The following is a 14,848-nucleotide window of genomic DNA, read 5'->3' as shown; positions in this document are numbered from 1 at the left end:
CGGGCGCAAAGCCCGCGCCCTGACCTCCGACGAGAGAGAGCGCAATGACCAGCGAAAACAACTTGTGGGTTCTCGGCATCAGCGCGTCGCCGCACAACGGCGCGGCCTGCCTGCTAAAGGGCGACGAGATCGTGGCGGCGGTTCAGGAGGAGCGGCTCAATCGCATCAAGCGGGCCGCCATCTATGGGGCTTACCCCTCGCTCGCCATTGAATACTGCCTTGACTACGCCGGCATCGGGCCGGGCGACCTCAGCCTCGTCGTCAGTTGCGTGACCAACCGCGCGAAGGTCTCCGAGCAGGACCTGTCGTTGAACCCGGCCCTGCGGACCCGCGCGCACCAGACGCCTGTGATCTATATCCCGCATCACTATGGTCACGCCTTCAGCGCCTTCGCCACCTCTGGCTTTGCCGAGGCGGCGGTCCTGGTTCTCGACGGCGTTGGCTCACCCTTTGAAGATTTCACGGCGGAAGAGCAGGCGGCCTGCCGCTGGCCCGTGGCAGATGGCTGGGAAACCATCTCGCTCTACGCCGCCGCCGGCACCGCCATCAAGCCGCTTGAGAAACATCTGGTCGAAGACTTCGCCTGGGTCGGCAAAGAGCCGAGCGGGATGCGGACCTTCGGCAGCCTCGGCGGCATGTACGCGGCGGTCGCTCATCAGATCTTCGGAGACCTCCACGAGGCCGGCAAAGTCATGGGACTAGCCCCTTATGGCAAGCCGGAGATCGCCGCCGAAGAATTTTTCCACATTGAGGATGGCCGTTTCCTTTTCCACGACGAGGTGACGAAACGCTTCCGCCATGATGACCGCTGGCCCTTGCGGCAAGAAGCTTACGCCAACCTGTCGGCGTCGGTGCAGGCGGCGCTGGAGGAGGCGGTGCTGCGGCTCACTGAGCGCCTCTACGAACTCTGCCCGAACGACAACCTGTGCTACGCGGGCGGCGTGGCGCTCAACAGCGTCGCCAACGAGAGGATCGTGCGCGAGTCGCCATTCAAGAATGTGTACATCATTCCGGCAGCCGAGGACAGCGGCACGGCCATCGGCGCGGCTTACTACGGCCTGTGGCACCTGACGAAAAACAACACGCGCAAGCGGCTGGTCCACGATGCGGTCGGTCGGCCCTACACGCAGGCGCAAATACGCGCGGCCATCGCCGAGACGCCGGCGGTCGAGCCGCTGGATTGCGAAGACCCCATTGCCGAGACCATCGACCGCTTGTGCGAGGGGAAGATCGTCGGCTGGTTCGAAGGCCGCTCCGAACTCGGCCCGCGGTCGCTAGGGCAGCGTAGCATACTTTGCGATGCCCGCCGGCCCGAAGCCAAAGACGTCTTGAATCATCAGGTCAAGCACCGCGAATCGTTTCGCCCCTTTGCTCCGGTCGTGTTGCTGGAGAACGTCAGGGAGTGGTTTGACCTGGACGGCGCATGCCCGCACAGCCCTTTCATGCTGCGCATCTGCAAATTCCATGACGACAAGCAGGCGCAGGTTCCGGGGGTCGTGCATGTCGATGGCACTGGCCGTTTACAGACCGTCACACGCGAGGCCAACGGCTCGCTGTATCAGTTGGCGAAACGGTTCTACGAAAAGACGGGGGTGCCGATCATTCTGAACACCTCCTTCAATGTTGCCGGCGAACCGATTGTCGAGACCCCGCAAGACGCGCTGAACACGCTGCTATCGACGGGAATCGACTTCTGCGTGCTGGAAAACCAGACCGTGACGAAGCGGCGGGAGATCCTGTTTGAGCGCCAGGAGGTGGCCTGGCCTGAGCGCCTGACGCGCCAGATCAGTGAAACCCTGCAAGCGGCAGCGGGCGAAAAACGAGGGCCGGAAGGCGATGAGCCTGTCCGCGAGCGATCACTGCACGGCTATGTCGGCACCTTTGAGCATGAACGCCATGGCCGCGTGGTCGTCGAAATGCAAAAGGATGGGTTGCGGGCGACCCTGGGGAGCGGGGCGGCTATCAGGTCGAAGATCTCTTCGCCGCTCAAGCGCCGCCACGGCGACCTGTTCGAGGTGGCCGGCGGCACCATGTCGGGCTACCAGTTCGCCTTTCTGCCGGATCGCAGAGGGCGCGTCAATGTGCTGGCGCTGTTTCAGGGCAATCGCCTCGGCAACCGCCAGGTCTTCTTTCGCGCGCCGGTCGCGGGCGATAACCTGGCGGCCTCTGGCGAGCCCTTCGTCGGCACCTACAGGACGCTTGACAAGCTGATGACGGTCAGTCTGGAAGGCGACCGCCTGGCCGTTTCGACGCCCGGTCAACCGCCTTTCGCACTGGTCAGGACCTCGGCGACGGAGTTCTATCTCAAGCGGCTTCCCGGGTACGCCGTCGAGTTCAAGACCGGCAGCTCGGGAGCGGTCAGCGCCGCCGTCGTCACGCTGCCGAATGAAGTCGTCGTGCTGGAAAAGCTAGATCGCGCCTCGCCGGAAGGCGGAGATGGCGGGGCGGGAATTTATCCGCATCAGGGCGGGCTGAATACGTCGGCAGCTCCTTTGATGACCATTGTGGCCGGCGTCACTGATGATTAGGAGGGAGAGACATGAAGCTTGGCGATGTATTTAAAAAAGAGCGTGAGCGCAAGAGACTGACGGTCGATGATGCGGCGGCAAGACTCGGCCTGACGGCGACCGCCTACACGGAGGTGGAAGGCGGGTCGTCGCCGATTGAAGACTGGGCGCCGAAACTGGCCGAGATCGCCATCAAGCTGGCGACCCCGACCTCGCGCTTGATCAGCGAAACGGGCAAGTCGGCGCAAGCCGCACAAGAGGACGGCCAATGCGGGCGGCTGATCCGCGCGCACAGAGAGAGTCGCGGCCTGAGCCGCGAGACCCTGGCCACGCAACTGGGCTGGCCGGTCGAGCAACTCGCCGCCGTCGAGAGTGGCGTTAGCCCGCTGGAGCAGTACGCGCCGTTGACGCTGCGCTTCGCCGAGGCCGTCGATCAGCCCATTTTCAACCTTTTCTACCCTTGCGGCCTGCCGTTCACCGAACTGACCGACTACCCGTAAAGGCGGCACGCCACCGGCCCCGCGCGAGACTGTGGGGCGCATCGGGGCCGCCCTACGGGGCTGTAACGTGTCCGGCCCTGGCTCACGCCGTTTGACTCACGGGAGCAGGGCACGGGCGGGCCGACATTGACAGTCAGACCACCCGTGCCGACCGCGACCGTTTCGGCGGCAGGCCATCGGCCTGTTGGGCCGGTGCCCCAGTCTCGCCCGGCAAGCCTACCCTGATTCAGACGGCGCGAATAGCGGGCAAGCGAGAGGAATCCACATGCTAGTCTTGGGAATTTCGGGCGGCATGAATCTCGTCTACGAAGATCACTACCCGGTCAGTCGAGGTTCATTCCACGATGCCGCCGCCGCCCTGGTTGATGACGGCAGAATCGTTGCCGCCATCGAAGAGGAGCGGCTCAATCGAATCAAGCATACGAATAAGGCCCCGGCGGCGGCCATACGCTTCTGCCTCGACAGTGCGAAAGTCAGCCTCAATGACGTGGACCGGGTCGCCTTCTTCGGCACGGAAGGGTTCCTGAATGGCTTCCTCAAGCGCCATCACTTGCACCACCGCCAGTCGGACTTTACCGACGCCAGGGGGTTAATCCGGCGCATATTCAACGAGGAACTGGGTTTCACAATCGCCGACGATAAAATGACCTTCGTCCATCATCATATGGCCCACGCCGTCAGCGCCTTTGCGCTGTCGGGGTTCGAGCAGAGCCTGATCCTCACGATTGACGGCCACGGCGATGGGATAGCCGGCATGCTCTTGCAGGCAGAAGGCCCGCACCTGTCGGTCATCAACACCATCCCGACGTCGAAATCCCTCGGCTGGTTTTATGATGACGTCATCCGGTATCTGGGGTTTGAAGAGTTTGAGGAGTACAAGGTGATGGGGCTGGCCCCTTACGGCGACCCCGGCAGGTTTCGTGACCTGTTCAAGACCTTTTACAGCCTGATGCCGAACGGCGGCTACGCCCTGCATAAGGAGCGTTTGGAGGCCCTGTACGACGTGGTGCCGCCGCGCAAGAAGGCCGAGGCGATCACCCAGCTCCACATGGACGTGGCGGCGGCTTTGCAGGAGTCTCTGGAAGAGATCGTCCTGCACTTGCTGAGATACTTCAGGAGAAAGACCGGCCAGCGCAATCTCTGCCTGGCCGGCGGGGTCGCGCACAACTGCTCGCTGAATGGGAAGATTCTTTATTCGGGCCTGTTTTCGGATGTCTTCGTGCAGCCGGCGGCGCACGACGCGGGCACGGCCATCGGCGCCGCCTTACAGGTCTACCGCGAAAACCACCCGGCCGGTAAGGCACGCCGCCTGGAGCATGTTTACCTGGGAACCGACGTCGGCGACGACGCGCTCATCGCCGCGACGTTATGGCCCTGGCGGCGATTGATCGAGTACGAGCGCGTCGATCATATAGCCGCGCGCGCGGCGGCGCTGCTCGCCGACGGCGCGATCATCGGGTGGGTTCAAGGCCGTTCGGAATTTGGCCCGCGTGCGCTCGGCAACCGCAGCATCGTGGCCGACCCGAGGCCGGCTCAAAACAAAGACATTATCAACGCGATGGTCAAGAAGCGTGAAGGCTTCAGGCCCTTTGCGCCCTCGGTCCTGGAAGAGTGCGCCGGCGATTACTTTGACTTGCCCGCCGGCCAGGCGCGCCTCCCCTTCATGGTCTTTGTGGTGCGTGTGCGGAAAGACAAACAGGCGCTGCTCGGGGCCGTCACCCATGTTGATGGCAGCGCCAGAGTCCACACGGTCTCCAAAGCGACTAACGAGCCGTTCTGGAACTTGATCAACGAGTTCGGCAAACTCACCGGCGTCCCCGTGCTCCTCAACACGTCCTTCAATAACAACGTCGAGCCGATTGTCGATTCCGCCCAGGACGCCGTGGTCTGCTTTCTGACGACGAGCCTGCATTACCTGGTCGTGGGGAATTATCTGGTGCGCAGACGAGAGCATGACTATCTAGCCTACCTGGATATGATCCCTTCCATGCCGTTGTACACCCGCATGCAGCAGGTCAAAGGCTATGTCTCCAGTAACCAGACGCGCACGGCTTGCAAGATCAGCAACACCTACGATCAACGCTTTCAGATTGAAGTCAGCCCCGAAGTCTTCTCCGTGCTGTCGAGCGCCGATGGCAAGGCCAGCCTGGGCAGGCTACTCGACCGCCACGGCAGCGGCGACGGCAAAAAGGCGCAGGTTGACGAGATCATCCGCTTGTGGACCAAACGGGTCGTCAAGCTGAGCCCGCCGGCGCGCCGATAAACAGCCCGGCCCTCCTTCTACGCAGATGAAGAACACGGTGTCCACGTCAGACCGCCGGTTGGTGCCGGACCTTGAGCCGCTCAACCTCGTCGAGCTGCTACGCCACAGGGCCGCGGCGCAGGCCGAGCGAGCGGGCTACACCTTCCTCGCCGATGCGAGGACGCCGGCAGCCTGCATGACCTACAGCGAGCTGGACCGGCGGGCGCGGGCCATCGGCGCATGGCTGCAATCCCGCAGGGCCGCCGATGAGCGCGTCTTACTGCTCTTTCCGTCCGGCATTGATTACATCGCGGCCTTCTTCGGCTGCCTCTATGCCAGGGCGGTGGCCGTTCCCGCCTACCCGCCGCGCTCCAACCGGCGCCTTGGCCGCATCGAAGCCATCATCGAAAACGCGTCGCCGGCGATCATTCTCACCGCCAGCCGCCTGCTGCCGCAGATACAGTGGCTGCGCGAGGCGGGGGCAGGACGGAAGGCGGCGATCTGCGCCGTCGATGCCATTGAAGACGAATGGGCGGACACCTGGCGGCGGCCTTCTGTGGCCGGACATACACTGGCCTTCCTCCAGTATACGTCAGGCTCGACGGCAACGCCGAAAGGCGTGATGGTGACGCATGAGAACCTGCTCGACAACGAGCGCCTGATTAAGCACGCCTTTCGACAGACTGAAGCGTCAATCATCGTCTGCTGGCTGCCGCTATTCCATGACATGGGACTGATCGGCAGCGTGCTGCAAACGCTATACGCCGGCGCGCGCTGCATCCTGTTGTCGCCGACGACCTTTCTGCAAAACCCCTCGGCGTGGCTCGAAACCATATCGCGCTACCGGGCGACGACCAGCGGCGGGCCGGATTTCGCCTACGCCCTGTGCTCGCGTAAGGTCAGCGCCGAGCAACGCGAAGCCATTGACTTGAGCACCTGGGAGACGGCCTACTGCGGGGCCGAGCCGATACGCAAACAGACGCTCGACCAGTTCGCCGCCGCCTTTTCGCCCTGCGGATTCCGCCCCACGGCCTTTCACCCCTGCTACGGGTTGGCCGAGGCCACCCTGTTCGTTTCAGGCAGTCAGAGCGGGGGCGGGCCGACGATTAAATCGGTCCGTGGCGAAGCCCTCAAACGAAACCGCCTGGAGCCGGCGGCGGCTGAAGACGCCGACGCGCGCCATCTGGTGAGTTGCGGGGAGAGCGGCGCGGGCGGGCGAATCAGGATCGTCGATCCACTGTCTCTGACGGAATGTCCGACCGGCCACGTCGGCGAGGTCTGGGTCGCGGGGGCGAGCGTCGCCGCCGGCTACTGGAACCTGCCTGACGAATCGCGTCGCACCTTCAAGGCTTATCTGGCCGACAGCGGCGCAGGCCCTTTCCTGCGCACCGGCGATCTGGGCGTCATCGAGGATGGCGAGTTGTACGTGACCGGGCGCTCGAAAGACCTGATCATCATTCGCGGTCGCAATCATTATCCGCAGGACATTGAATTCACCGTCGAGCGTTGTCATCCGGCGGCGCGGCCCGGCGGCGGCGCCGCTTTCTCCGTGGAGGTCGGCGGCGAAGAGCGACTGGTCATCGTTCAAGAGATCGAGCGGCAGTATCAGGAAGCGGACTTGCACGAGGTCGCCGAGGCCATCCGCGGGGCAGTGACCGAAGCGCATGAGGTCCAGGCGCACGCGGTCGTTTTAAGCAAACCGGGCAGCGTGCCCAAGACTTCGAGCGGCAAAGTGCAGCGCTCGGCCTGCCGCGAAGCGTTCTTGGCCGGCGCACTAAACGCGATTGAATCGAGCCTGGTCACAGAGCCGGGCGACCTGCCTGTCGAATCAGATCAGCCGACGGTCTCCCGTGAAGAGTTGCTGGCCCTTGATTCGGAACCTCAACGGCGGCTGCGGCTGGAGCGCCACCTGCAAAGTGTAGTGGCACGGCTGCTGGGACTGGCGCCCGGCCAGTTGCCTTTGCAGCAACCGCTGATGCGGCTCGGAGTGGATTCGCTGAAGGCGATGGAACTGCAAAATGAGATCGAGACGGGGTTGAAGATTTTCTTGCCCATGTCGGCCTTTTTGCAGGAGGAAAGTATCTCCAGGCTCGCCCTGCTGGCAGCCGCCGAGCTGACGAGGCCGGTTGATGAGCCGCCTTCAGAGCCGGCCGCTCCGGCCAACGAGGAGGCGGACTTTCCGCCCTCGTTCGGTCAGCAGCGGTTGTGGTTCCTGGACCAGTTGACGCCGGGCAATCCGGCCTACAATATCGCGGTTGCGTTTCGCCTGGTCGGCTCTCTGAATCGCTTTGCGCTGGAGCAGGCGGTCAGAGAGATTGCCTTCCGCCACAGCGCCTTGCGAACCGTTTTTAGAGAACGCCAGGGCCAGCTCGCGCAGGTCATACAGCCGGCGGCGCAAATCGGGCTGCCGCTGGTTGATATGGGAAGCGTGGCAGCCGGCAAGGCTGACGAGCTGGCGGCGGCAGAAGCTCGACGCCCTTTCGACCTCAAGCAGGGGCCACTGCTACGCGTGCGCCTGCTGCGCTCGTCAGCCGACGAGAGCCTGTTGCTGCTGACGCTGCACCACATTATCAGTGATGCGTGGTCGCTCGGAGTTTTGCTGGACGAGTTGGCTGCCCTTTACCGGGCCTATCTGGCGGGCAACGCCTCGCCGCTAGCGCCGCTGCCGGTTCAGTACGCGGATTTCGCCCTGTGGCAGCGCCGGCAATTGCGAGGCGACCTTCTGCGAAGCCAGCTTGCGTACTGGCAGCAGCAGTTTGCCAGGCCGGCTGCCGAGCTTGAACTGCCCGCCGACAGGCCGCGCCCGCGGCGGAGTGTAAGCCCCGCGGCGTTTGAAAAACTGACTCTCACGAAAGAACTCTCAGACGAAATCAGAAGGCTCGCCCGGAAAGAGGGAAGCACACTGTTTATGGCCCTGCTGGCGGGGTTCTCTGTGGTGCTCCACCACTACACGGCGCAGAGCGACATCACGGTCGGGTCGCCCATCGCAGGGCGCAACCGCGCCGAGTTCGAGCGGCTCATCGGTTTCTTCGTCAACACGTTGGTCTTGCGGGTCGATCTGTCCGGCAACCCGACCTTCCGCCAACTCCTCGGGCGCGTCCGCGACGTGGCCCTACAGGCATACGCTCACCAGGACCTGCCATTCGAGCGGCTGGTGGCGGCCATTGCGCCGGAACGCACGGTCAACCATTCTCCCTTGTACCGCGTCTGGTTCGGTCTGCACGCCGGCGCTTTGCCGACCGTGAAACTGCCCGCCGCCACGCTGACTCCGCTCGAGACGGTTTCGCAGGCCGCCAAAGTCGATCTGGCCGTCCACTTCGTAGATGGCGCGGCGGGCATCAGCGGCAACTTCGAGTATAACGGCGACCTGTTTGAAGCCGGCACTATAGCCGATCTATGCGAGTCCTTTCGAGCGGTCCTTGAAAGGGCGACGAGGCAGCCGGGCCTCAGCTTGCGGGCGCTCGATGAGCACCTGCGAATGGCCGGCAGGCATTACCAGAGCCGCGTGGCGGCGAAATACGAAAGCGCGCTTCATCAGCAGTTGAAGCAAGTCCGGCGTCGTGTCGTCTCAAGTTAAATTGAGAGGACGCAAGATTGGGATAAAAGACCGGAGTGGCATGGAGAACCATCGGCGTCAGCGCAGAAATGCCTTTGTAGCCTGTGCCACTTCGCCCAATCTTGTTAGCCCAGGACCGAAGAGCCGCCGGGCAAGACGGGCGCTCAACCCTCCCGCGAGCACTACACCCATCCGAAGGAGTTCCTGTGTCAATAGCTCTGCCTTCCACCTCGAAAGACGGACAGGAAACAACCGCACGGCTGATCAAGCTTCTGGTCTGGGATCTTGATAATACGATCTGGCAGGGCACCCTGCTTGAGGGCGACGGCGTGCAGGTGCGGGACGGCGTACACCAGACGCTCAAGGCCCTGGACCAGCGCGGCATTCTGCACTCAATTGCCAGCAAGAACGACCATGAGCAGGCCATGGCAAAGCTGAAAGAGGCGGGGCTGGATGAGTACTTCCTCTACCCCCAGGTGAACTGGAACGCGAAGTCGTCCAGCATCCGCTCAATCGCCGGCTCCATTAACATCGGTCTCGATGCGGTGGCTTTCATTGACGACGAAGCCTACGAGCGCGAAGAGGTGAAACACGCCCTCCCCGAAGTGATGACGCTGGCGGCCAGCGAGTTGGCGACCCTGACGCAGAGGCCGGAGTTCTCGCCGCGCCTGGTCACCGAAGACGCCGCCCGCCGCCGCGAGATGTACCGCGCCGCGGCGCGGCGCAAGCTGGCCGAGGAACAGTTCGTCGGGCCGAGCGAAGAGTTTCTCGCTACCCTCGGCCTGGAGTTCACTATCGGCACCCTCCAGGCGGAGGATTTGCAGCGCGCCGAAGAATTGACCCTGCGGACGCACCAGCTCAACACCACCGGCTATGTTTACTCGCCCGATGAGTTGAACGCCCTGCGCCAATCCGCCGACCACCTCTTCCTGGTCGCGAGCCTCAAAGATCACTTCGGAGACTATGGGAAGATCGGCCTGACGCTGGTCGAGAAGGGGCACGACCTCTGGACGATCAAGCTCTTCCTGATGTCCTGCCGCGTGATGTCGTTTGGCGTCGGAACCATCATGATGAACCACTTGCTTCAGCTCGCCCGTGCGGCGGGCGTCCGCTTACAGGCCGAATTTCTCGCCAACCAGAGGAACCGCATGATGCTGTTGACCTTCAAGCTCGCCGGCTTCCGGCAAGTCAAACGCTCCGGCGATTTCATCATCTTCAAACACGACCTGAGCCAGCCGGTCGGCGCGGACTGGGTGAAATACACGACCTCGGACTGGCTCAGAGTTCAACGCCATCCCGAATGGGTCAAGGTTCACGTCGCCGACTGATGGGCGAGGCCACAGACCCCTGCCGCCCCACCGGCGGGCAGTCGGGTCAAGAGCCCTAACTCATCGACAGGAGATTTCATGGAAGGTCAAGCGGCGCTCAAAAATGGCGGGCAGAGTGAAGAAGCGCACCGCTACTACGCCTCGCCCCAACAGGAGCGTTTGTGGTCCTTGTTGCGGGACGGCGGAGGGCTGGCCTACCGCTCACAGCAGGCCATACTGATCCGGCAGCGCCTTGACGCGGAGAGGTTGCAACGCGCAATGGTCACCGCCATGAATCGCCATGAAATCCTGCGCACGACATTCGACTACCTGCCGTCGGAGTCCAGGCTGGCACAGGTCGTCAGGCCGGAACTCTGGCCGGCCTTTGAGCGGGTTTCGCTGATCGGGCGCACTCTGCGGGATCAACAGGATGAAGTCGGACGGCGGTTCGACGAGATGAAGCGCAAGCCTTTCGATTTTGAGAATGGCCCGCTCTGGCGGGTGCAGGCCATCGAGCTGTCGGACGACAAGCACGTCCTGCTGGCGTCCATCGCGGCGCTTTGCGGCGACTCGGCGACGCTGGCTCAATTGCTCACCGAGCTTGCCGGCGTTGGCCTTGAGGGTTCCGCGTATGACGGCGACCGCCTCGACCCTTTGCAGTATGCGGACTTCGCCCAGTGGCAGCGCGAAGCGATTGACTCGGAGGAAGCAGAGGCGGGCAGACGGTACTGGCGTCGGAAAGTCCTTTCGTCTGATCTCGCGCTCGATCTGCCTTTCCTGGCGAGCCGCCGCGTGACCACCTTTACGCCGGCCATGATCGCTTGCCCGCTCGACGCGGCGAGGGCGGCGCAGCTCGCCGGCGTCAGCCGCGGGCTTGATGTGCCGCCGTCCGTCTTTCTGTTGAGCGCCTGGATGGCTCTGCTATTTCGCCTGACCGGCGGGCGCGCTTTCAATGTAGGCGTTCGCTCTGATGGGCGTAAATATGCCGAACTGGACAAGGCACTCGGGCTGTTTGCGAGATACCTGCCGGTCGAGTGCGGCATGGAGAGTCATTCGCGCTTCGCGGAGGTCTTAGGCTGCGTCCGCCAGTCGGTCGAGGAGAGCTACACCTGGCAGGACTGTTTCACCTGGGAACGGCTCGCGCCGTCGGGGCCTGAGCCGGAGCGGCCACCATTCTGCTCGGCCCTCTTCGAGTTTGTCGCTCAGCCCGCCCGTTCATACCGCGGCGACGGCGACTTCTCCAGCGCCGGCCGCTTTGAATGTATCGAGCCCTATGAGGTGAAGCTGGCCTGCTTCGAAAAAGAAGAAGGGCCGGACCTGGAGTTGCACTATGACGCCGGACGTTTTGACGTGGAAGGGGTGCGGCGGCTAGGTGACGCGCTGAAAGTCCTGCTTGAGTCGGCCATTGCCAACCCCAGCGCGCACGTCGGTGAGTTGCCGCTGCTCGGAGAGTTAGAGCGGCAGCACCAGTTGGTTGAGCTAAATGATACAGGGGCCGGCGACGCCGCTGAAGAGGTCGTTCACGAGCTGTTTGAGAAGCAGGCGAAGCGGACGCCAGACTCGATAGCGGTCGTGTGCGAGGACCAACAAGTCACATACGCCGCCTTGGGGCGGCGGGCCGAATGCCTGGCCCACGAGCTTCGGCGAAGAGGGGTAAGGGCGGACGTGCCGGTTGCCTTGTGCGCGGAGCGCGGCATCGATATGGTGGTCGGCCTGTTGGCCGTGCTCAAAGCCGGCGGTGCTTACGTGCCGCTTGATGCGGCGTACCCGAAGGACCGGTTGGCCTACATGCTGGAAGACAGTCAGGCGACTCTCATGCTGACGCAGCGCCGGATGGCGAAGGAGATGTCTCATCTCAAGGTGGAGATGATCGCCCTCGACGCGGAATGGGAATCGCCCGGCTCGGTCAGCGCCGCCGTCGCGGCCTCGGCGGTAAGCCCGCAGAATCTCGTCTACGTCATCTACACGTCGGGCTCGACGGGCAAGCCCAAGGGCGTGGCGGTTGAACATCGCCAGTTGGTCAATTACAGCCGCGCCATCGCTGGCCTGCTTAGGATCAGGGAAGGCGAAGGGCACGCGACGCTGTCAACGCTCGCTGCCGACCTCGGAAACACGGCCATATTCCCGGCACTGCTCACGGGCGGCTGCCTGCATGTCATCTCCGCCGAGGCCATGCAGGATGCGGCGGCGCTCGGCGATTACTTCGAGAATCATTTCATCGATTACCTCAAGATAACGCCTTCGCACCTGGCGGCCCTGCACGCGACGCGCGGCGGGCAACGTATACGCCCGCGCCGTACCTTGATACTCGGAGGCGAGGCCGCGTCCGCCGCATGGGTGCGACAGTTGCAAGAGGCGCAGCCGGACTGCAAAGTCATCAATCATTATGGCCCGACGGAAACGACGGTGGGCGCTCTGGCCTACGAGGTGAAGGCCGGCGAGAGCGGCGGCGAGCCGTCAGCCAGTCTGCCGCTCGGCCCGCCGCTCGCCAACGCGCTGGTTTACATTCTGGACGACGGCTTGAATGCCCTGCCCGGCGGCGCGAGCGGGGAAATCTACCTGGGCGGCGCGGGGGTGAGCCGCGGCTATCTCAACCGCCCCGACCTGACGGCGTCGAGATTTCTGCCAAACCCATTCGCGCGGCAGGCCGGGGGGCGACTCTACCGTACGGGGGACAGGGCACGGCGGCGGGCCGATGGGGCTATCGATTTCCTGGGCCGCCTCGATCATCAGGTAAAGATTCGCGGCTTCCGCATCGAGTTAGGCGAGATAGAAGCCGTGCTGGCCGAGCACCCGCTCGTGCGCACGGCGGTTGTGCTGGCGCGCGAAGACCGCCCCGGAAACAAGAGGATGGTCGCCTACATCGATACCAACGGCGGGACCGCCCTCGAACCCGAGGCGATCTGGGGCTATCTCAGGGACCGGCTGCCCGACTACATGGTGCCCTCCGATTATGTTCTGCTGCCGTCGTTGCCGCTGACCGCCAATGGCAAGGTTGACCGGCGGGCACTTCCCGCACCGGAGACGCGCGAGCAGGGCTCTGAGGCCGATTTCACGGCCCCGCAGACTGAGGTTGAAGCGCACCTGGCACGAATTTGGGCTGACGTACTCGGCCTCGACCGGGTCAGCACCGGCGCGAATTTCTTCCGGCTCGGGGGAGATTCCATTCTCAGCATTCAGATTGTCTCGCGGGCGAGAGAGGCCGGCTATCAACTGACGGAACGGGACATCTTCGAGCGCCAGACGATTGCCGAACTGGCCGAGGTCGTGCGTAAGCACAGTCGGCCTGTGGCCGAACAGGGGCCGGTAAGCGGCGAGGTTTCGCTCACACCGATTCAGCGCCGTTTCTTCGAGCAGGACTTCGCCGACCCGCACCACTGGAACCAGTCTCTACTGCTCGAAACGCGGCAGCCCTTGAGCGCGAGCCTGCTGGCTGAGACGCTCAGGCGCTTGTTAGAGCATCACGATTCGCTCAGGCTGCGGTTCACTCGCCACGGCGAGGCGGTGCGCCAGGTTTATTCAAGACCCGATGCGGGGCTGCCTTTTGCCGAGGTCGATATTGCGGCCCTGCCCGAATTGCACCAAAGGCTGGCCGTCGAACGCCTGGCCGCCGAAGCGCAGGCCAGTCTCAACCTTGCCGAAGGGCCGCTGCTGCGGGTGCTCCACTTTCAACGCGGCGGCAGCCGACCCGACTGGCTGTTGATTATCATTCACCACCTGGCCGTCGATGTGGTCTCCTGGCATGTGCTGCTCGACGACCTGCAAACCGGCTACGGGCAGCTTGCAGGCGGGCAGCCCGTGACTCTGCCCGTCAAGACGGCCTCTTACCGGCAATGGGCGGAGCAATTGACCGAGTACGCCCAATCGCCTGAGGTGCGGCGGCAGGGCGATTACTGGCTGAGTGGCGCCGACGAACCTGTGGCCATGCTCCCAGCCGAGCTGAACGGCGGGGTCAACTCTGAAGGCTCGACGTGTGCGGTGACGGTGTTACTCGACGCGCAAGCGACCGAGGCACTGCTGCGCGAGGTCCCCGGCGTCTACCGGGTCCAAGTTGAAGACATCCTACTGACCGCCCTGGTACAGGCGGTTGCCTGCTGGACCGGCTCCTCAAGACTGCTGGTCGACCTGGAAAGCCACGGGCGACACGACCTGTTGCCCGGCGTCGATATATCGCGCACGGTCGGCTGGTTCACGACGCGCTTCCCCGTGCTGTTGGATGCCGGAGACTCGCCGGCACCGGGGGCCGCCCTAAGATCGATCAAGGAACAACTGCGGCGGCTGCCGCAGCACGGAACAGGGTACGGCCTGCTGCGCTATCTGAGCGGCGACGCCGCGGTCGCCGCGCGGTTGCGAGCCTGCCAGCAAGCCCAGATCAGCTTCAACTACGTCGGACAGTTCGACCAGGTCTTTTCTAACAGCCCGCTGTTTGCGGGCATGCGGGAGTTGCGCGCTCCCAACAATAGCCCGCGAGCCGCCCGCCCGCACCTGCTGGAGGTGATCGGGCATGTCGCCGAGGGGCGGCTGCAATTCTCTTTCCGCTATAGTCAAAATGTCCACCGGCGCGTGACGATGGAGCGACTCGGCGAGGACTTCCTGGCGGCTTTGCGAGCGATCATCAACCACTGCCTGACCGACGCGAGCGGCGGCCTGACCCCTTCGGATTTTCCCGACGTGGCCCTGAGCCAGAACGAGTTAGATTCCCTGATGGCGAAATTCGGCTAACCCACTGCCTGACC

At 63.6% G+C, this 14,848-nt stretch carries 6 protein-coding genes; all 6 read left to right on the top strand.

The annotated features are described in order from the left end of the window. Positions 1-44 precede the first annotated feature (44 nt). The 6 genes from VJ464_24215 (at position 45) to VJ464_24190 (ending at position 14,834) form a co-directional block, all read left to right on the top strand. The gene (locus tag VJ464_24215) at positions 45-2,528 is read left to right on the top strand and encodes a carbamoyltransferase C-terminal domain-containing protein (protein ID HKQ08253.1); all 2,484 of its coding nucleotides are present in this window, start codon (positions 45-47) and stop codon (positions 2,526-2,528) included. A gap of 11 nt (positions 2,529-2,539) precedes the next feature. Then, on the top strand, positions 2,540-3,007 hold the full coding sequence (locus VJ464_24210; protein ID HKQ08252.1) for a helix-turn-helix domain-containing protein: 468 nt from the start codon (positions 2,540-2,542) through the stop codon (positions 3,005-3,007). Between the two features lie 265 nt (positions 3,008-3,272). After that, a complete protein-coding gene (locus VJ464_24205; GenBank protein HKQ08251.1) occupies positions 3,273-5,270 on the top strand; it encodes a carbamoyltransferase C-terminal domain-containing protein in 1,998 nt (665 codons plus the stop codon). A 37-nt stretch (positions 5,271-5,307) separates the two neighbouring features. After that, positions 5,308-8,826 carry a condensation domain-containing protein gene (locus tag VJ464_24200; GenBank protein ID HKQ08250.1) on the top strand — a complete coding sequence of 1,173 codons (3,519 nt, stop codon included), beginning with the start codon at positions 5,308-5,310 and terminating at the stop codon, positions 8,824-8,826. 185 nt (positions 8,827-9,011) lie between these two features. Then, positions 9,012-10,133, top strand: a complete 1,122-nt coding sequence (locus VJ464_24195; GenBank protein ID HKQ08249.1) for an HAD-IIIC family phosphatase — start codon at positions 9,012-9,014, stop codon at positions 10,131-10,133. A 78-nt stretch (positions 10,134-10,211) separates the two neighbouring features. Then, complete coding sequence (locus VJ464_24190; GenBank protein ID HKQ08248.1) at positions 10,212-14,834, top strand: amino acid adenylation domain-containing protein; 4,623 nt, start codon at positions 10,212-10,214, stop codon at positions 14,832-14,834. The last annotated feature ends 14 nt before the right edge of the window (positions 14,835-14,848 follow it).

The sequence above is a fragment of the Blastocatellia bacterium genome, from assembly GCA_035275065.1.
Taxonomy (GTDB): domain Bacteria; phylum Acidobacteriota; class Blastocatellia; order UBA7656; family UBA7656; genus DATENM01.
Note: the sequence above shows the minus strand (reverse complement) of the source record. Positions and strands in the feature narration are given on the sequence as shown.